16 protein-coding genes and 1 tRNA gene are annotated in these 18,416 nt (G+C 66.7%); 8 read left to right on the forward strand and 9 right to left on the reverse strand.

Going from position 1 to position 18,416, the window contains the following annotated elements; all coding sequences use genetic code 11:
* The first annotated feature begins 78 nt into the window (after nt 1-78).
* The 4 genes from AWC27_RS18510 (at nt 79) to AWC27_RS18530 (ending at nt 4,949) form a co-directional block, all read left to right on the forward strand.
* Nucleotides 79-1,206: a resuscitation-promoting factor gene (locus tag AWC27_RS18510; protein WP_211281225.1), complete on the forward strand. Its 1,128-nt coding sequence runs from the start codon at nt 79-81 to the stop codon at nt 1,204-1,206.
* Nucleotides 1,179-2,093, forward strand: a complete 915-nt coding sequence (gene rsmA, locus AWC27_RS18515; RefSeq protein ID WP_085671825.1) for a 16S rRNA (adenine(1518)-N(6)/adenine(1519)-N(6))-dimethyltransferase RsmA — start codon at nt 1,179-1,181, stop codon at nt 2,091-2,093. The genes AWC27_RS18510 and rsmA overlap by 28 nt, the downstream gene beginning before the upstream one ends.
* A gap of 48 nt (nt 2,094-2,141) precedes the next feature.
* A complete protein-coding gene (locus AWC27_RS18520) occupies nt 2,142-3,098 on the forward strand; it encodes a 4-(cytidine 5'-diphospho)-2-C-methyl-D-erythritol kinase (protein WP_211281669.1) in 957 nt (318 codons plus the stop codon).
* Nucleotides 3,099-3,314: 216 nt separating this feature from the next.
* The gene (locus tag AWC27_RS18530) at nt 3,315-4,949 is read left to right on the forward strand and encodes a fatty acyl-AMP ligase (protein ID WP_085671826.1); all 1,635 of its coding nucleotides are present in this window, start codon (nt 3,315-3,317) and stop codon (nt 4,947-4,949) included.
* 5 nt (nt 4,950-4,954) lie between these two features.
* Here the strand turns inward: AWC27_RS18530 and pth are convergent, their stop codons facing one another.
* From pth to AWC27_RS18570, 8 genes are all read right to left on the reverse strand, one after another.
* Nucleotides 4,955-5,530, reverse strand: coding sequence for an aminoacyl-tRNA hydrolase (gene pth, locus AWC27_RS18535; protein ID WP_085671827.1), 576 nt, complete (start codon nt 5,528-5,530; stop codon nt 4,955-4,957).
* A gap of 6 nt (nt 5,531-5,536) precedes the next feature.
* Nucleotides 5,537-6,202, reverse strand: a complete 666-nt coding sequence (locus tag AWC27_RS18540) for a 50S ribosomal protein L25/general stress protein Ctc (RefSeq protein WP_085671856.1) — start codon at nt 6,200-6,202, stop codon at nt 5,537-5,539.
* Nucleotides 6,203-6,521: 319 nt separating this feature from the next.
* Nucleotides 6,522-7,391 (reverse strand): oxidoreductase, encoded by an 870-nt coding sequence (locus tag AWC27_RS18545; protein ID WP_085671857.1) that lies wholly within the window; start codon nt 7,389-7,391, stop codon nt 6,522-6,524.
* An 8-nt stretch (nt 7,392-7,399) separates the two neighbouring features.
* Entirely contained in the window at nt 7,400-8,044 is a 645-nt protein-coding gene (locus AWC27_RS18550) for an LpqN/LpqT family lipoprotein (RefSeq protein WP_085671828.1), read from the reverse strand.
* The gene (gene arsC, locus AWC27_RS18555) at nt 8,041-8,397 is read right to left on the reverse strand and encodes an arsenate reductase (glutaredoxin) (protein WP_085671829.1); all 357 of its coding nucleotides are present in this window, start codon (nt 8,395-8,397) and stop codon (nt 8,041-8,043) included. Before arsC ends, AWC27_RS18550 begins: the two co-directional genes overlap by 4 nt.
* Nucleotides 8,398-9,378, reverse strand: a complete 981-nt coding sequence (locus AWC27_RS18560; protein WP_085671830.1) for a ribose-phosphate diphosphokinase — start codon at nt 9,376-9,378, stop codon at nt 8,398-8,400.
* 82 nt (nt 9,379-9,460) lie between these two features.
* The gene (gene glmU / locus AWC27_RS18565) at nt 9,461-10,933 is read right to left on the reverse strand and encodes a bifunctional UDP-N-acetylglucosamine diphosphorylase/glucosamine-1-phosphate N-acetyltransferase GlmU (RefSeq protein ID WP_085671831.1); all 1,473 of its coding nucleotides are present in this window, start codon (nt 10,931-10,933) and stop codon (nt 9,461-9,463) included.
* Between the two features lie 41 nt (nt 10,934-10,974).
* Nucleotides 10,975-11,046 (reverse strand) — tRNA-Gln (locus AWC27_RS18570).
* A 189-nt stretch (nt 11,047-11,235) separates the two neighbouring features.
* On the opposite strand from AWC27_RS18570, the gene AWC27_RS18575 reads away from it, so the two are divergent.
* Together AWC27_RS18575 and AWC27_RS18580 are read left to right on the forward strand one after the other, a co-directional pair.
* Nucleotides 11,236-11,829 carry a TetR/AcrR family transcriptional regulator gene (locus AWC27_RS18575; RefSeq protein WP_069418729.1) on the forward strand — a complete coding sequence of 198 codons (594 nt, stop codon included), beginning with the start codon at nt 11,236-11,238 and terminating at the stop codon, nt 11,827-11,829.
* A 70-nt stretch (nt 11,830-11,899) separates the two neighbouring features.
* Nucleotides 11,900-12,133 carry a hypothetical protein gene (locus AWC27_RS18580; RefSeq protein WP_085671832.1) on the forward strand — a complete coding sequence of 78 codons (234 nt, stop codon included), beginning with the start codon at nt 11,900-11,902 and terminating at the stop codon, nt 12,131-12,133.
* Nucleotides 12,134-12,137: 4 nt separating this feature from the next.
* Here AWC27_RS18580 and lysA read toward each other — a convergent pair whose 3' ends face one another.
* The gene (gene lysA, locus AWC27_RS18585) at nt 12,138-13,478 is read right to left on the reverse strand and encodes a diaminopimelate decarboxylase (protein WP_085671833.1); all 1,341 of its coding nucleotides are present in this window, start codon (nt 13,476-13,478) and stop codon (nt 12,138-12,140) included.
* A 106-nt stretch (nt 13,479-13,584) separates the two neighbouring features.
* On the opposite strand from lysA, the gene mfd reads away from it, so the two are divergent.
* Nucleotides 13,585-17,250, forward strand: coding sequence for a transcription-repair coupling factor (gene mfd, locus AWC27_RS18590; protein WP_085671834.1), 3,666 nt, complete (start codon nt 13,585-13,587; stop codon nt 17,248-17,250).
* Nucleotides 17,250-18,299, forward strand: coding sequence for a nucleoside triphosphate pyrophosphohydrolase (locus tag AWC27_RS18595; RefSeq protein ID WP_085671835.1), 1,050 nt, complete (start codon nt 17,250-17,252; stop codon nt 18,297-18,299). The genes mfd and AWC27_RS18595 overlap by 1 nt, the downstream gene beginning before the upstream one ends.
* The last annotated feature ends 117 nt before the right edge of the window (nt 18,300-18,416 follow it).

Genomic DNA, 18,416 nt, shown 5'->3' on the forward strand with positions numbered 1-18,416 from the left:
GAGGGCCCATTTGTCATTTTCGGATTAGTAGGTCATCGATTCGTAACTGGTTTTTGCTGAGGTCGGGATACACGGACATTGAATCTGATTACAAAACTTCACCAGACCCAATCACCGATATTGCGCCTCATGGTTGGTGCCTTACTGCTGACGCTGGCATTCGCCGGTGGATATGCGGTGTCGGCGTCCAAGACCGTGACGTTGACCGTCGACGGGACCGCGATGCGGGTGACCACGATGAAGTCGCGGGTGATCGACATCGTCCAGGAGAACGGCTTCTCCGTCGACGAGCGGGATGACCTGTACCCGGCCGCCGATGTGGTGGTTTCCGATGCCGCCAACATCGTGCTGCGGCGCAGCCGCCCGTTGGAGATCTCGCTGGACGGACACGGGACCAAGAAGGTGTGGACGACGGCGTCGACGGTGGACGAGGCGCTGGCCCAGCTCGCGATGACCGACACCGCTCCCGCCGCCGCTTCGCGCGGCAGTCGCGTGCCGCTGGACGGGATGGCGCTGCCGGTCGTCAGCGCCAAGACGGTGCAGATCAACGACGGCGGTGAGGTGCGCACGGTCCACCTGCCCGCGCCCAACGTCGCGGGGCTGCTGAGCGCCGCAGGTGTGCCGCTGCTGGACAGTGACCAGGTGACGCCCAGTGCGACGTCGCCGATCGTCGACGGCATGGAGATCCAGGTGACCCGCAACCGCATCGAGCGGGTAACCGAGCGGTTGCCGCTGCCACCGAACGCGCGCCGCATCGAGGACCCGGACATGAACATGAGCCGCGAGATCGTCGAAGACGCCGGCAGCCCGGGCACCCAGGACGTGACGTTCGCCGTAGCCCAGGTCAACGGTGTCGAGGTCGGCCGGCTGCCGATCGCCAACACCGTCATCACGCCGGCCCGCGAAGCCGTGGTGCGGGTGGGGACCAAGCCCGGTACCGAGGTGCCGCCGGTGAACGACGGAAACATCTGGGACGCGATCGCCGGCTGTGAGGCCGGCGGAAACTGGGCCATCAACACCGGCAACGGCTATTACGGCGGTGTGCAGTTCGATCAGGGCACCTGGGAGGCCAACGGGGGCCTGCGCTACGCCTCGCGCGCCGACCTGGCCACTCGGGAAGAGCAGATTGCGGTTGCCGAGGTGACCCGTGCGCGTCAGGGCTGGGGTGCCTGGCCGGTATGCAGTGGACGAGCGGGTGCCCGCTGACGATTCGGCTTCTCGGACGTACCGAGGTCAGGCGGCTGGCCAAGGAGCTGGACTTCCGGCCCCGCAAATCGCTCGGACAAAACTTCGTCCATGACGCCAACACCGTGCGACGGGTGGTTGCGGCCGCCGGCATCGGCCGGTCCGACCTCGTTCTCGAGGTCGGACCCGGGCTGGGCTCGCTGACGCTGGCCCTGCTCGATCGCGGCGCTGCCGTCACCGCCGTCGAAATCGACCCGGTGCTGGCCGATCGGCTGCCGCAGACTGTGGCTGAACACTCGCACAGCGAAATTCAGCGGCTGACCGTGCTCAATCGCGACATCCTGTCGCTGCGCAAGGCGGAGTTGGCCGTCGAGCCGACCGCGGTGGTGGCCAACCTGCCCTACAACGTCGCCGTCCCCGCGCTGCTGCATCTGCTGGCCGAGTTTCCCTCTATCCGCGTCGTGACGGTGATGGTGCAGGCCGAGGTCGCCGAACGACTCGCCGCCGAGCCCGGCGGCAAGGAGTACGGCGTGCCCAGCGTGAAGGTGCGGTTTTTCGGCCGGGTTCGCCGTTGCGGCACCGTGTCGCCGACGGTGTTCTGGCCCATTCCGCGGGTCTACTCCGGGTTGGTTCGCATCGACCGGTACGAATCTTCGCCCTGGCCCGTCGACGACGGCTTCCGTAAGCGGGTCTTCGAGCTGGTGGACATCGCATTCGCGCAGCGGCGCAAGACGGCGCGCAACGCTTTCGCCGAGTGGGCAGGCTCGGGCAACGAGTCGGCCAATCGGCTGCTGGCGGCCAGCATCGACCCCGCCCGGCGCGGTGAGACGCTGTCCATCGACGACTTTGTGCGGCTGCTGCGGCGTTCCGACGGTGCCGGCGACGAGCGGCACGTTTCGGCGAGCTGATGCGTGTGGTTCGCCGGTGACAGCGATAGTCTGCTGCGGTGGCGGTGGCTGGTGATATCTGACGGCAACACCGCTGAATTATGGGTGCCCACCGGGTCGGTCACCGTCCGCGTGCCGGGCAAGGTCAACCTCTACCTGGCCGTCGGCGATCGCCGCGAGGACGGCTATCACGAGCTGACGACGGTGTTTCATGCGGTTTCGCTGGTCGACGAGGTGACCGTCCGCAACGCCGATGTGCTGTCGCTCGAGCTCGTCGGCGAGGGGGCCGACAAGCTGCCTATCGACGAAGGCAACCTGGCCTGGCAGGCGGCCGAGCTGTTGGCCGACCACGTGGGCCGCGCTCCGGACGTGTCGATCCTGATCGACAAATCGATTCCGGTGGCGGGCGGGATGGCTGGCGGCAGTGCGGACGCGGCCGCGGTACTGGTGGCGATGAACGCGCTGTGGGAGCTCAGCCTGCCCCGCCGCGACTTGCGGATGCTGGCCGCCCGGCTGGGCAGCGACGTCCCCTTCGCGCTGCACGGGGGCACCGCGCTGGGCACGGGTCGCGGCGAGGAGCTGGCGACCGTGTTGTCCCGCAACACCTTCCATTGGGTGCTGGCCTTCGCCGAGAGTGGCCTGCTCACTCCGGCGGTGTTCGCCGAGCTGGACCGGCTGCGCGAGACCGGTGATCCGCCGCACCTCGATGAGCCCGGGCCGGTGCTGGCCGCGTTGGCCGCCGGTGATCCCGAGCAGTTGGCGCCGCTGTTGGGTAATGAAATGCAGGCTGCCGCGGTGAGCCTGGATCCGACGCTGCGGCGGGCGCTGCGCGCCGGCGTGGAGGCCGGAGCCCTGGCTGGGATTGTGTCCGGCTCGGGTCCCACGTGTGCATTTCTGTGTACGTCGGCGGCCTCGGCGATCGATGTGGGCACGCAGCTGTCGGGGGCGGGTGTGTGCCGCACCGTGCGCGTGGCGACCGGGCCGGTGCCCGGCGCCCGGGTGGTACCGGCGCCGTCAGAAGCCTGAGCCCCGCTATCTCATCGCCAAACTGTGAAATCTGCCTCAAATCGCGCGTGCGTTTGGCAGTTACTTAAGAGTTGCTTAAGATAATCCGCGGTGTTCTCATCACCGGACCGAGACCTAACCGCTCCCCAACTGTGAGCGCGCGCCTGTCGCAAAGTTATGTACAGCAGGCGGAACATGAAAAACCGGACCCCAGGCCCGGAACCGAGGAGGTTTGCTTTGAGCAGGTTCACCGAGAAGATGTTCCGCAATGCCCGTACGGCGACAACGGGCATGGTCACAGGTGAACCCCACGAGCCCGTCCGCCACACCTGGGGTGAGGTCCACGAGCGCGCTCGCTGTATTGCGGGTGGTCTGGCTGCCGCGGGCATAGGCCTGGGTGACGCGGTAGGGGTGCTTGCCGGCTTCCCGGTGGAGATTGCTCCGACGGCCCAGGCCCTGTGGATGCGCGGTGCCAGTCTGACCATGCTGCACCAGCCCACCCCACGCACCGACCTGGCCGTGTGGGCCGAAGACACCATGACCGTCATCGGCATGATCGAGGCCAAGGCCGTCGTCGTCTCCGAGCCGTTCCTGGTGGCCATCCCCGTGCTCGAGGAGAAGGGCATCAAGGTCCTCACCGTCGGCGATCTGCTGGCGGCCGACCCGATCGATCCCATCGAGGTCGGCGAGGACGACTTGGCGCTGATGCAGCTGACGTCGGGTTCCACCGGTTCGCCCAAAGCCGTCCAGATCACCCACCGCAACATCTACTCCAATGCCGAGGCGATGTTCATCGGCGCCGAATACGACGTCAACAAGGACGTCATGGTCAGCTGGCTGCCCTGCTTCCACGACATGGGCATGGTCGGCTTTCTCACCATTCCGATGTTCTTCGGTGCGGAGCTGGTCAAGGTCACGCCGATGGACTTCCTGCGTGACACGCTGCTGTGGGCCAAGCTGATCGACAAGTACAAGGGCACCATGACCGCGGCGCCCAACTTCGCCTACGCGCTACTCGCCAAGCGCTTGCGCCGCCAGGCCAAGCCCGGTGACTTCGACCTGTCGACCCTGCGGTTCGCGCTGTCGGGTGCCGAGCCCGTCGAGCCCGCCGACGTCGAGGACCTGCTGGACGCGGGCAAGCCGTTCGGGCTGCGGTCCTCGGCGATCCTGCCGGCCTACGGCATGGCCGAGACCACGCTGGCTGTGTCCTTCTCCAAGTGCAACTCGGGTCTGGTCGTCGACGAGGTGGACGCCGATCTGCTGGCCGCCCTGCGCCGGGCCGTCCCGGCCACCAAGGGCAACACCCGCCGGCTGGCCACGCTCGGGCCGCTGCTGCAGGACCTGGAGGCCCGCATCATCGACGAGCAGGGCAACGTGATGCCCGCCCGTGGCGTCGGTGTCATCGAGCTGCGTGGGGAATCGCTCACACCGGGCTACCTGACCATGGGCGGCTTCATCCCGGCCCAGGACGAGCACGGCTGGTATGACACCGGTGACCTCGGCTACCTCACCGAGGAGGGCCACGTCGTGGTCTGCGGCCGGGTCAAGGACGTCATCATCATGGCCGGTCGCAACATCTACCCGACCGACATCGAGCGGGCCGCCGGCCGCGTGGAAGGTGTCCGTCCGGGCTGTGCAGTGGCCGTGCGCCTTGACGCCGGGCACTCGCGAGAGTCCTTCGCCGTCGCGGTCGAGTCGAACGCCCACGAGGACCCCGCCGAGGTGCGCCGCATCGAGCACCAGGTGGCCCACGAGGTCGTCAAAGAGGTTGATGTGCGGCCGCGCAACGTCGTGGTGCTCGGGCCGGGAACCATTCCGAAGACGCCGTCGGGCAAGCTGCGGCGATCCAACTCGCTGACCCTGGTCACCTAGTTCCGCTACCAGGCGTGGACGCGGTTCTGCGCGGGTTCTAGTCCTAGCTCAATGAGCAATTCGGTTGCGTCAGCAGCCTGTTCGCAAATCGTGGGCACCTCGGCGCGCTCTGCTGACGAGAAGTTCTCCAGCACGAACGCGGCCGGGTCCTTGCGGCCGGGCGGACGGCCGATCCCGATGCGCACCCGCTGAAAGTCCTTGGTACCCAACGCCGATGCCACCGAGCGGACGCCGTTGTGGCCGCCTTCGCCGCCGCCGAATTTGAGCCGGACCCGGCCGAAGTCCAGGTCCAGTTCGTCGTGGATGACGATAATGTCGGCCGGTGCCACCGAGTAGAACTTCGCCAGCGGTCCCACCTGACGGCCGGACTCGTTCATGTAGCAGCGCGGTTTGGCCAGCACGATCGAGTGCCCGGCCAGCCGCCCGGTGACGACTTCGGCGCCGGAGCGCTTGTGCGCCTTGAACTTTGCGCCTAGCCGGGCGGCCAGCAGGTCGGCGACGAAGAACCCGAGGTTGTGCCGGGTGCGGGCGTAGTTCTCTCCGGGGTTGCCCAGGCCGACCACCAAAAGGGGTTCGGCCATATTGGGCTACTCGGACTCGCCCTGGGCCGCGTCGGCCGCGGACTCGCCGGACTCCTCGGCCGCCGGCGCCTCGGCTGCCTCGCCTTCCTCGCCCGCGCCCTCTTGCGCGAGGTCCTGCGCGGTGGGCGCCTGAACCACGTTGACGACCAGCAGTTCGGGGTCGGAGATCAGGTTGACGCCGGCCGGCAGGGTGATCTGCCCGGCGGTGAACTGGGTGCCGGGTTCGGCGCCCTCGACGGACACGGTCAACTGCTCGGGAATCGACAGGGCTTCGGCCTCGATCTCGATGGCGTTGGCATCCTGAGTGACCAGGGTGTCGGGCCCGGCTTCGCCCTCGACGACAACGCTGACCTCGACAACGACCTTCTCGCCGCGGCGGACCACCAAGAGGTCCGCATGCTGGATAGTGCGCCGGATCGGGTGGATATCGAGCGCCTTGGTCAATGCCAGCTGTTCCTTGCCGGCGATATCCAGGGTCAGCACCGCGTTGGTGCCCGAGTGGCGCAGCACAGCCGCAAAGTCGTGCCCGGGCAGCTCGAGGTGCTGTGGGTCGGCGCCGTGGCCGTACAGAACGGCGGGGATCTTGCCCTCGCGCCGGGCGCGCCGGGAGGCGCCCTTACCGGTCTCGGTACGCACCGTGACGCTCAGCTGGTTGACTGTGGACTTAGCCATGTGTGTCGCTCGCTCCTGTGTGTAGGGCACGGCCAGGATCGCGACGAATTGTCGGTCTCCGTCGATAACGGTGCTGGTGTTGAAGTGGCCAGCTACCCTCGCCGTGACGCCCGGTCAGGTTAGCGCATGCGCCGGGTGCAGGGGAAATTTCGCACCTCTTGTCACATCAGTCCCAGGTGTCTCAGGCTCGGGACATAGTCGATTTGCCCGACTCGCAGCGACAACGTTCCATGGGCGCGGGTCTTGTCGCTATGAGGCGGGCAAAGAGGGTGTCACCCTGGAGCAGGGGCCACTGGGGCAGCTGTGACCGATGTGAACGTCAAAACGGGAACTTGACTCCGGTGAGCTGCTCGGACAGCTCCCAGAGTGCGGCGGCGGTGGCCGCATTTTTGGCCCGCCGGCTGCGCCCGACCTGCTGGGTGGGTCCCACGTAGCCGAACCTCGGACCGACGAACGCGTCGCCCGGCAAATCCTGGGACGCCGCGTACAACGTTTGCCGGGCGCCGAAATCGGCGTCGGTGGCCACTACCCGGGTAGCGGCCGAGACAATCGCGTCGCCGAGTTTGCGGCCGGATACTCCCTGCAGGTTGGTGTGCGAGTAGCCGGGGTGGGCGGCCAGGGCGCGCAAAGCCGATCCAGCCGCAGCCAGACGGCGTTGCAGCTCGCTGGTGAACAGCAGGTTGGCCAGCTTCGACTGGCTGTACGCCAGCCAGGGCGAGTATCGCCGCTTCTTCCAATTGAGGTCGTCGAGGTTGACCCGGCCCGGCCAATGCGCGATCGACGACACGGTGACGATCCGATCGGTGAGTTTGGGCAGCAGCAGATTGGTGAGCGCGAAATGGCCGAGATGGTTTGTGCCGATCTGGCTTTCGAAGCCGTCGAGGGTCAGCGAATACGGCGCGGCCATGATGCCGGCGTTATTGATCAGGATGTCCGCGCCCTGGACCTCGTCGGCAAAGCGGCGCACCGACGACAGGTCCTGCAGGTCGAGGGTCCGCACCTCGACGTCGCCGGTGATGCGCTGCGCAGCAGCCGCACCTTTATCCGTGTTCCGCACGGCCATGATGATCTTGGCGCCGCGACCGGCCAGCTCGCGGGCGGTCACCTCACCCAGACCACTGTTGGCTCCGGTGATGATGACCGTGCGTCCGTTGAACGAGGGCAGATCCGCGGCTGTCCAGTCAGTCATGTCTGTGATCACTTCTTTGCGACGACGAATCCGCGGATGATCGCCTCGATATCGGTGCTCTGCGCGACCGCCTCGTTGGCCAGGCTGGTGATGGTCAGCTGAACCAGGTATCGCTCGTTGGCCGGCGGCGCCCCGGTGGCGATCACGATGCGGTTGTAGCTGTGCATGCGGGTGGCCTTGAGGTCGTAGCTGCCCTGCACCATCGACGAAGGAAAGCCGTTGAAGTCGGCCGTCGAGGCGTCCAGTTGGTGGAAGTTCTCGGGCAGATCGGCATTGGCGTGTTTGATCGCGTCGGCCGGATTGAAATCCCCGCGCAACCTGAACACCACCAGCATGGCCGCTGGGTACTTGTCGCCCTTGGCGATCATCACCGCATTCGGCGTCGCCTTTGGATCGCCATGCGGCACCCAACCCGGCGGCGTGGGAATCGACACGGTGAGGTCGGTCAGCGCGTTCGGTGCCACCGGCTCGCCGGTGACGCCGATGCTTTCCAGATATTTCGACAGCGGGACAGGCTTATCGGTCGGTGACGGGGCGGTGGTGCTGGACGAACTGGTCGTCCAGATCGACTGGTAGTCAGGAACTTTCGGTCCGCAACCGGCGACCGTCACGGTAAGCGCCGCCAACGCCGTAACGGCCGCCAACCGTCTCACAGAATCTCGCGGACCGCGTCGATCGGCCGAGCCAGCCGCGTCCCCTTCGGCGTGACGACGAACGGCCGCTCGATCAGGATCGGATGGTCGGCCATGGCATCGAGCAGTTCGTCATCGGTCGCGTCGGCGAGGTCGAGTTCGGCATACAGCGGTTCGCGTTTGCGTACCGCGGTCCGTACATCGATGCCGGCGTCGGCGATCATGCGAACCAGTTCGTCGCGAGACGGCGGCGTTTTCAGATACTGGACGATGGTCGGCTCAAAACCATTCTCCCGCAACAAGTCCAGTGTCTTGCGCGAGGTGCTGCACTTCGGGTTGTGATAGATGACGGGCTCGTCGGGACCGGAAGCCATCTAGGCGTCTCCGTCGAATAGTCCTGTGACTGAGCCGTTTTCGAATACCGCGCGGATAGTGCTGGCCAGCAGGGGCGCGATGGACAAGACGGTGAGCTGCGGGAAACGCTTCTCCTCGCCGATCGGCAGCGTGTTGGTGACGATCACCTCACGGGCGCCGCACCCGGCGAGCCGCTCGGCGGCCGGATTGGACAGCACCCCGTGAGTGGCGGCGATGATCACGTCGGCAGCGCCGTCGTTGTGCAACAGTTGCACCGCGCCGGCGATGGTTCCGCCGGTGTCGATCATGTCGTCGATCAGCACGCACGTGCGCCCCTGCACCTCACCGACCACGCGGTTGGACACCACCTGGTTGGGCACCCGCGGGTCGCGGGTCTTGTGAATGAAGGCCAGCGGAACACCGCCCAGCGCGTCGGCCCACTTTTCGGCGATACGTACCCGGCCGGAGTCGGGGGAGACCACGACCATGTTGCCGTCGGGGTAGTTGTCCCTGATGTATCCGGTCAGCAGGTTCTGCCCGCGCATGTGGTCGACGGGTCCGTCGAAGAAACCCTGGATCTGGTCGGTGTGCAGGTCGACGGTCACGATCCGGTCGGCGCCGGCGGTCTTGAGCAGGTCGGCGACCAGCCGCGCCGAGATCGGCTCGCGGCCGCGGTGCTTCTTGTCCTGCCGGGCATACGGGTAGAACGGCATGACGGCGGTGATCCGCTTGGCGCTGCCCCGCTTCAGCGCGTCGATCATGATCAGCTGTTCCATCAGCCACTGGTTCACCGGCATCGGGCAGGACTGCAGGACGAACGCGTCGCAGCCGCGTACCGATTCATGGAAGCGCACGAAGATCTCGCCGTTGGCGAATTCCCGCGCGGTCTGCGCCGTGACGTGCACATCGAGTTCTTTTGCTACTTGCTCGGCCAGCTCGGGGTGGGCACGGCCGCTGAAGAGCATCAGGTTCTTGCGATTATCGGTCCAGTCGTGGCTCACCGGGCTGCCCTCGCCGTATCGAGATAGGGATCAAAACAGAGATTCGAACGCCCCATCGTAGCCGGGTTTCCGGTAAACGAAATCACGGTGTCTGTTCCGTATCGGGTTTTCGGCTGGCCTGCTCAGCGGCTTCGGCGGCCTTAGCGGCCGAGGTGCCGGGACGCTTGCGCTGTACCCAGTTCTCGATGTTGCGCTGTGGACCTGCGGACACGGCCAGCGCACCCGGCGGGACATCCTCGCGCACCACGGTGCCGGCACCGGTGTACGCGCCGTCGCCGACAGTGACCGGCGCCACGAACATGGTGTCCGACCCGGTCCGCACATGCGAGCCGATGGTGGTGCGCCGCTTGTTGGTGCCGTCGTAGTTTACGAACACGCTGGACGCGCCGATGTTGCTGTGCTCGCCGATGTCGGCGTCGCCGACATAGGTCAGGTGCGGCACCTTGGTGCCGGTGCCGATGGTGGAATTCTTGGCTTCGACGAACGCACCAAGCTTGCCGTCGGCGCCCAGCACGGTTCCCGGTCGCAGGTAGGTGAACGGGCCGACGGCGGCGCCGTCACCGATCACCGATGAGCTGCCGTGAGTGCGGACCACTGAGGCGGCGTCGCCGACGGTGACGTCGGTCAGCGTGGTGTCCGGGCCGACCACACACCCGCCGCCGATCCGGGTGCTGCCGTGCAACTGGGTGCCCGGGTGAATCACAGTGTCGCGGCCGATGGTGACGTCCACGTCGATCCAGGTGGTTCCCGGATCGATGACGGTGACCCCGGCCATCTGATGGGCGGCCACGATCCGTCGGTTGAGTTCGGCACCCAGCTCGGCCAGCTGCACGCGGTTGTTGACGCCGGCCACCACCGCGCTGTCGTCGATGTGACGGGCATGCACGGGCTGGCCGTCGCGGCGCAGGATCGCAATCACGTCGGTGAGGTAAAGCTCCTGCTGGGCGTTGTTGGAGCTCAGCCTGCCCAGCGCCGAGCGCAGAGCGGCGATGGCGAAGGCGTAGACGCCGGTGTTGACCTCACGAATCCCGCGCTGTGAGGCTGTCGCGTCGGTCTGCTCGACGATCGCCATCACTTCGTTGTCCTGGGTGCGCAGGATGCGGCCGTAGCCGTGTGGGTCGTCCAGCGTGGTGGTCAGTACGGTCACCGCGGCGGATACCGCGCTGTGGCTGGCAATCAGGTCGGCCAGGGTGTCGGCGTCCAGCAGCGGGGTGTCGCCCGCGGCCACCACGACGATGCCGGCATAGTCGTCGGGTAGCGCCGACAGCCCGCACCGCACCGCATCTCCGGTGCCCAGCGGACGGTCCTGCAGCGCAACTTCGATCGTGCGGCCCAGCGATTCGGCGAGTTCGGCGACCAGCGGAGAGATGCGCTGATGATCATGGCCAAGCACCACCACCAGATGCTGTGGCGCGAGCTTGGTCATCGCGTGCAGCGAGTGCGACAGCATGCTGCGCCCGCCGAGACTGTGCAGCACCTTCGGAGTGTCTGACCGCATTCGGGTGCCGGGCCCAGCCGCCAGGACCAGGACCGCGGTATCACCACGAAACGTCATCGATGTCCTTCCCGCTCGCGCGCTCGCGGCAAAGAGCCACGCTCCGTCGCCAGGACTCGAACCTGAACTATCTGAACCAAAATCAGAGGTGCTGCCGATTACACCACGACGGATTGAGTGCACTTGGCACTCTAGTCGACCCGTTCATCGTGACGCCCCGGCGTTGAGTGTGCTCTCAGGGCGGTGAAACTGCCCTGTGATCTCCGTGGCTACCCGATCGAAGCCACCAGTTCACGCTCGGCCCAGATACCCTGATCAGCATGGCAGCCCCGGAGAAGGAAACGCGGGCCCCGCGCGCCAGAATGACCGGCAGCGAGCGTCGGCACCAACTGATCGGCATCGCGCGCTCGCTGTTCGCCGAACGCGGCTACGACGGGACCTCGATAGAGGAGATCGCCCAGCGCGCGAACGTCTCCAAACCCGTTGTCTATGAGCACTTCGGCGGTAAGGAAGGTTTGTACGCCGTGGTCGTCGACCGGGAGATGTCGGCACTGCTGGATGGCATCACTTCCTCGCTGACCAATAACCGGTCCCGGGTGCGTGTCGAGCGGGTCGCGCTGGCACTGCTCACCTACGTCGAGGAACGCACCGACGGCTTCCGCATCATGATCCGCGACTCGCCGGCATCGATCAGTTCCGGCACCTACTCCAGCCTGCTCAACGACGCCGTCAGCCAGGTCGCGTCGATCTTGGCCGGCGACTTCGCCCGCCGTGGCCTGGATCCGGATCTGGCCCCGCTGTACGCCCAGGCCTTGGTGGGCTCGGTGTCGATGACGGCGCAGTGGTGGCTCGATACGCGTGAACCCAAGAAGGAAGTAGTGGCCGCGCATCTGGTCAACCTGATGTGGAACGGTCTCACGCACCTGGAAGCCGATCCGCGGCTGCAGGACGAATAGTTGTGATCGGTAGCGACGCGCGCGGGGTGCACTTCTCGTCATGAACCCAATTCGACGCACGGTCCCCATCATGGCGGCAGGAATTGCCGCGCTGGCGTTGGTGGCCGCACCTTCGGCGACAGCTGATCAGGGCAACTGCCCTCGTTTACAAGCGTGCACAACCTGGTGTCCGGGCGACCCCAACCCTGCCGGCCGGCCGGTCCCATGGGACGGCAGTGTCTGCCACGACTACTACTGGGATTCCTACGGTGTCCACGACATCGGTACCGGCGCCTTCTACTCGTGGCGCACGATGCCCTGGTAGGGGGTTAGCCGCAGTCGCGCGCCAGCAGATCGGCGACCGTCTCACGGCGAACCAGTTCGCGGACCCGGCCATCCTTGACCGCCACCAGCGGCGGCCGGCCGACCATGTTGTAGTTCGACGCCATGTTGTGGTGATAGGCGCCGGTGCAGGCCACGGCCAGCAGATCGCCGGGATGGATGTCGGCCGGTAGCTCGATGTCCCGGGCGATCTCGTCGCCGGCCTCGCAGTGCCGGCCCGCCACCGTGACCACCTTTTTCACCCCGAGGGAGTGCCGGTTGGCCAGCGCGACGGTGTACTGCGCACCATAGAGCGCGACGCGAGGGTTGTCGCTCATGCCGCCGTCGACTGCGACGAAGGTGCGCCCACCTGGCCGCGCCTTCACCGAATGCACGCGGTACAGCGTGACGCCGGCGCGCGCGCTGATGGCCCGGCCGGGCTCGACGACGACGGCCGGCCGCGGGAATTGCTCGGCCGCACACGCCTCGTCCAGCGCATCTTCGAGGACGCGGGCCAGCTCGTCTGGGTTCAGTTCGGCGTCACCGCGCACGTACGGGACGGCATGTCCGCCGCCGATGTTGAGTTCGGTGAGAATGACGCCATGCCGGCGGCGGATGTCGGCCATGGCGGCGATCATCCGGTGAATCGCCTCGGCGTATAGAGCCGGGTCGCTGACCTGCGAGCCGATATGGCAATGCAGCCCGATCAGGTCGAGGATCGGGTGTGCCAGCACCCGCTTCACCGCGTCGGCGGCATGGCCGGCGGCCAGAGTGAACCCGAACTTCTGATCGCTGATCCCGGTAGTCACCGCGCGATGGCCGTGGATGTCGATGTCCGGGGTCACCCGGACCAGCACCCGCTGCCGGCGGCGGGCCAGGCCGGCCAGGTAGGCGATCTCCATTGACGAATCCAGCACGATGCGCCCGACCCCGACGGCCACCGCATCGCGCAGTTCGTCGGGTGATTTCGCGTTCCCGTGCAGGATGATGCGGGCCGGGTCGACGCCACCGGCAAGGGCGATGGCCAGTTCTGCGGGTGAGCACACGTCGACGCCCAGCCCCTCGTCGCGCGCCCACCGCGCCACGGCGGTGGTCAGCAGCGACTTTCCGGCGTAGATAACCTCGCCATCGCGCAGTGCCCGGCGGTAGCGGCGGGCACGGTGCCGGAAGTCACACTCGTCCAGCACGTAGGTTGGGGTGCCGAACTCGTCGGCGATATCGGTGAGCGTGACATCGCCGACGCAGAGCCGGCCCTCGTCGTCGGAACGGGTGGTGATTGGCCAGATCGCGGGGTCAAACCGCCGGGGGGCGGCGTGGCCGATGGAAGGGAGCATGTCCAGCAATGTCATGCTCCCAAGCTGCGCCCGGGGGCCCTGCAATGGCGCTTTCCTTACGATCCCTTGACGCCTTTGAGCCCAATATTGACGAAGTTGAGCACCCTAGAATGGCTTCATCATGACCGCACCGGGGGCTGCCAGCCCAGATACCCCGATCGCGGGGCTCGTCGAATTGGCGTTGACCGCGCCGACATTCACTCAACTCATCGAGCGCGCCGCCGATCGACCCGACGAGTTAACGCTGGTCGGGCCCGCCGGCGCACGCCTGTTCGTGGTGAGCGCGCTGGCCCAGCAGCGACCGTTGCTGGTGGTCACCGCCACCGGACGGGAAGCCGACGATCTGACCGCAGAGCTGAAGGGTGTCTTCGGCACCGCGGTGGCGCTGTTTCCGTCCTGGGAGACGCTGCCCCACGAGCGGCTCTCGCCCGGTGTCGACACCGTTGGCACCCGGCTGACGGTGCTGCGCCGGCTGGCCCACCCCGATGATGCGCGGCTGGGGCCACCATTGCGGGTGGTGGTGACGGCGGTGCGTTCGCTGCTGCAGCCCATGACGCCTCAGCTGGGCCTGATGGAACCGGTCACGCTTAGCGTCGGTCAGGAAGTCGTTTTCGAGGATGTGATCGCGCGGCTGGTCGAGCTTGCCTACACCCGGGTGGACATGGTCGGCCGGCGCGGGGAGTTCGCCGTGCGCGGCGGGATCCTGGATATCTTCCCGCCGACCGCCGAGCATCCGGTACGCGTCGAGTTCTGGGGTGACGAGATCACCGAGATGCGAATGTTCTCCGTCGCCGACCAGCGCTCCATACCCGAGATCGACGTTCAGACGCTGATCGCTGTCGCCTGCCGCGAGTTGCTGCTCAGTGCCGATGTGCGGCAACGTGCCGCGGAGTTGGCCGCGCAACATTCCACCGGCGCCGAGACGGTCACCGGCAGCGTCACCGACATGCTGGCCAAGCTGGCCGAGGGGATTGCGGTCGACGGCATGGAAGCGTTGCTTTCGGTGCTGCATCCCGCGAAAGACGGACGTCACGCGCTGTTGACCGATCAGCTCGCGGCCGGTACGCCGGTGCTGGTCTGCGACCCGGAGAAGGTGCGGACCAGAGCCGCCGACCTGATCAAGACCGGGCGGGAATTCTTGGAGGCGTCCTGGTCGGTTGCGGCGCTGGGCACGGATGCGCCCGTCGACGTAGAACAACTCGGCGGCTCCGGCTTCGCCGAACTCGATGAAGTAGAGGACGCCGCGGCCCGGTCCGGTCATCCGTGGTGGACCTTGAGTCAGTTGTCGAGTGAGGCGGCGGTGGAGCTGGATGTCCGCGCGGCGCCTTCGGCGCGCGGACATCAGCGTGACATCGACGGCATCTTCGCCATGCTGCGGGCGCACGTCGCGACCGGCGGGTACGCCGTGATGGTCGCCCCGGGCACCGGGACCGCACACCGGGTGGTGGAGCGGCTGGCCGAATCCGACACCCCGGCGGCGATGCTGGATTGCGGCGCGGCGCCCAAGGCCGGCCTGGTCGGCGTGCTCAAGGGCCCGTTGCATGAAGGCGTGGTGATTCCCGGCGCCAACCTGGTCGTCATTACCGAAAGCGATCTGACCGGCGCCCGGGCTACGGCCGTCGAAGGCAAGCGGCTGGCGGCCAAGCGGCGCAACACCGTCGACCCGCTGGCGCTTACCGCCGGCGATCTGGTGGTGCACGATCAGCACGGCATCGGGCGATTCGTCGAAATGGTCGAACGCACCGTCGGCGGCGCCCGCCGCGAGTATCTAGTGCTCGAGTACGCGTCGAGTAAACGCGGCCAACAGGCCGACCGGCTCTATGTCCCGATGGATTCGCTGGACCAGCTGTCCCGCTACGTCGGCGGGCAGGCGCCCGCGCTGAGCAAGCTCGGCGGCAGCGACTGGGCCAACACCAAGACCAAGGCGCGCCGCGCGGTGCGGGAGATTGCCGGCGAACTGGTGTCGCTGTACGCCAAGCGGCAGGCCAGCCCCGGACATGCCTTCAGCCCGGATACCCCGTGGCAGGCCGAGATGGAGGACGCGTTCGGTTTCACCGAGACCGTCGATCAGCTGACCGCGATCACCGAGGTGAAGGCCGACATGGAGAAGTCGGTGCCGATGGACCGGGTGATCTGTGGCGACGTTGGCTACGGCAAGACCGAGATCGCGGTGCGAGCGGCGTTCAAGGCGGTTCAGGACGGCAAACAGGTCGCGGTGCTGGTGCCCACCACGCTGCTGGCCGATCAGCATCTGCAGACGTTCACCGACCGGATGGCCGGGTTCCCGGTGACGGTCAAGGGGTTGTCGCGGTTCACCGACCCGTCCGAGTCCCGCGCCGTCATCGACGGCATGGCCGACGGATCGGTGGACATCGTGATCGGCACCCACCGGCTGCTGCAGACCGGCGTGCGCTGGAAGGACCTGGGGCTGGTAGTCGTCGACGAGGAGCAGCGCTTCGGCGTCGAGCACAAGGAACACATCAAGTCGCTGCGGACCCACGTCGACGTGCTGACCATGAGCGCCACCCCGATTCCGCGCACTTTGGAGATGAGCCTGGCCGGGATCCGGGAGATGTCGACGATCCTGACCCCGCCCGAAGAGCGCTATCCGGTGCTGACCTACGTGGGTCCGCAGGACGACAAGCAGGTCGCGGCGGCTTTGCGCCGCGAGCTGCTGCGTGAGGGGCAGGCCTTCTACGTGCACAACCGGGTCAGCTCCATCGACCGGGCCGCCGCCCGGATTCGCGAGCTGGTGCCCGAGGCGCGCGTCGTCGTTGCACACGGGCAGATGCCCGAGGATCTGCTGGAACGCACCGTGCAAGGATTCTGGAACCGCGAATACGACATCCTGGTGTGCACCACGATCGTGGAGACCGGGCTGGACATCTCCAACGCAAATACGCTGATCGTCGAGCGCGCCGACACCTTCGGGCTATCGCAGCTGCACCAGCTGCGGGGTCGGGTGGGCCGCAGCCGCGAGCGGGGTTATGCCTACTTCCTCTATCCGCCGCATACGCCGCTGACCGAGACGGCCTATGACCGGTTGGCGACCATCGCGCAGAACAACGAGCTGGGCGCGGGTATGGCCGTCGCGCTGAAGGACCTCGAGATCCGCGGCGCCGGCAACGTGCTCGGCGTGGAGCAGTCCGGGCACGTCGCCGGAGTCGGGTTCGACCTGTATGTCCGGCTGGTCGGGGAAGCCGTCGAGGCTTACCGCGCCGCAGCCGACGGCAAGACGGTGACCACTCCGGAGGAACCCAAGGACGTGCGGATCGATCTGCCCGTCGACGCGCATCTACCGCCGGACTACATTGCCAGCGATCGGCTCCGCCTGGAGGGGTACCGTCGCCTGGCCGCCGCCCCCTCGGATAGCGCCGTCGACGCCGTCGTCGACGAACTGACCGACCGATACGGGCCACTGCCCGAACCCGCCCGCCGGCTGGTGGCGGTCGCTCGGTTGCGGTTGCTGTGCCGTGAGTCCGGAATCACCGAGGTGAGCACCTCGTCGGCGGCGACGGTGCGGTTATCGCCGATGACGCTGCCGGACTCGGCCCAGGTGCGGCTCAAGCGGATCTATCCGGGAGGCAGCTACCGGGCCACTACGAATACCGTTCAGGTGCCTATCCCACGCGCCGGGGGTATCGGCGCGCCCCGGCTCCGCGACGTCGAATTGCTGCAGATGGTGGCCGACTTGATCACCGCGCTGGGAGGAAAACCCCAGCAAGATATTGGTATAACGGGTCCGTCAGCATCAGGCCCGGCAGCGGCGGACGGAGAGGAGCGGTAGTGATTATCGTTCTGGTCGACCCGCGCCGCCCGTCGTTGGTGCCCGTCGATGCCATCGCGTTGCTCAGCGGTCCGGTGCAATACACCGAAGAGATGCCGGTCGCGGTGCCCTGGTCGCTGCCCGACGCGCATCCTGTGCACATGGGCGACGACGCTCCGGTGTTGCTGTCGTCGGACCCCAATCACCCGGCCGTGGTGGCCCGACTGGCCGCGGGCGCCCGGCTGATTTCGGCACCGGACCGCCAGCGCGGCGAGCGATTGATCGACGCCGTCGCGATGATGGACAAACTTCGCACCGACGGACCGTGGGAAAGCGAACAGACCCACGAGTCGTTGCGCCGCTACCTGCTGGAGGAGACCTACGAGCTGCTCGACGCGGTGCACAGCGGCAATGTCGAGGAGCTGCGGGAAGAGCTCGGCGACCTGCTGTTACAAGTGCTCTTCCACGCCCGCATAGCCGAAGATGCGGCCTTACTGCCATTCACCATCGACGACGTCGCCGACACACTCATGCGCAAACTGGGCAACCGGGCCCCGGGAGTGCTTGCCGGTGAATCGATTTCGCTGCAGGACCAGCTGGCGCAGTGGGAAGAGCGCAAAGCGTCAGAGAAATCGCGCAGCTCGGTGCTCGACGACGTTCATACCGGGCAACCGGCACTAGCGCTGGCGCAGAAGGTCATTCACCGGGTGGAGCAGGCTGGACTGCCCGCCGAACTGATTCCAGACGAGATCACCTCGATCTCGGTGTCTGCCGATATCGATGCGGAAAACACCTTGCGTGCAGCCGTTTTGGATTTCGTCGACACGGTCCGGCGAGTGGAGAGAGGCATCGCCGCCAGCCGGCGCGGCGATAGTGTGGCAGAGGAGCTGGATATGAGTCCGCTCGGGGTCATTACGGCGCAGGAATGGCTTGCCCACTGGCCGCCCGGGGCGGAACCGGTTGCCGTGTTGCCCGATGAACGATCAGAAGAACCGTCGGACGATGCCGAGGCCGCTGAGCCCGCCAAAGGGGCTCGTGGCGGATCCAAAAAGCGCAAAGGGCGGCGCTAGACCGCCGCTTCACCATGTTTGCGGCGACTCAGAGATTTTCCACAGCAAGCGATATCTGAAATATTTGCTGCATAGGTGTTTTGCTGCAGCAACATTGGGAACTGAAATAGCCAAATT

The sequence above is a fragment of the Mycobacterium szulgai genome (assembly GCF_002116635.1).
Lineage (GTDB): Bacteria > Actinomycetota > Actinomycetes > Mycobacteriales > Mycobacteriaceae > Mycobacterium > Mycobacterium szulgai.

Bases quoted from the DNA above. Each gene is read 5' to 3' on its own strand.
- rsmA (WP_085671825.1), top strand. From the start codon at position 1,179: ATGCAGTGGACGAGCGGGTGCCCGCTGACGATTCGGCTTCTCGGACGT.
- pth (WP_085671827.1), bottom strand. From the start codon at position 5,530: ATGGCCGAACCCCTTTTGGTGGTCGGCCTGGGCAACCCCGGAGAGAAC.
- AWC27_RS18540 (WP_085671856.1), bottom strand. From the start codon at position 6,202: ATGGCTAAGTCCACAGTCAACCAGCTGAGCGTCACGGTGCGTACCGAG.
- AWC27_RS18545 (WP_085671857.1), bottom strand. From the start codon at position 7,391: ATGACTGACTGGACAGCCGCGGATCTGCCCTCGTTCAACGGACGCACG.
- arsC (WP_085671829.1), bottom strand. From the start codon at position 8,397: ATGGCTTCCGGTCCCGACGAGCCCGTCATCTATCACAACCCGAAGTGC.
- glmU (WP_085671831.1), bottom strand. From the start codon at position 10,933: ATGACGTTTCGTGGTGATACCGCGGTCCTGGTCCTGGCGGCTGGGCCC.
- AWC27_RS18575 (WP_069418729.1), top strand. From the start codon at position 11,236: ATGACCGGCAGCGAGCGTCGGCACCAACTGATCGGCATCGCGCGCTCG.
- AWC27_RS18580 (WP_085671832.1), top strand. From the start codon at position 11,900: ATGGCGGCAGGAATTGCCGCGCTGGCGTTGGTGGCCGCACCTTCGGCG.
- lysA (WP_085671833.1), bottom strand. From the start codon at position 13,478: ATGACATTGCTGGACATGCTCCCTTCCATCGGCCACGCCGCCCCCCGG.
- mfd (WP_085671834.1), top strand. From the start codon at position 13,585: ATGACCGCACCGGGGGCTGCCAGCCCAGATACCCCGATCGCGGGGCTC.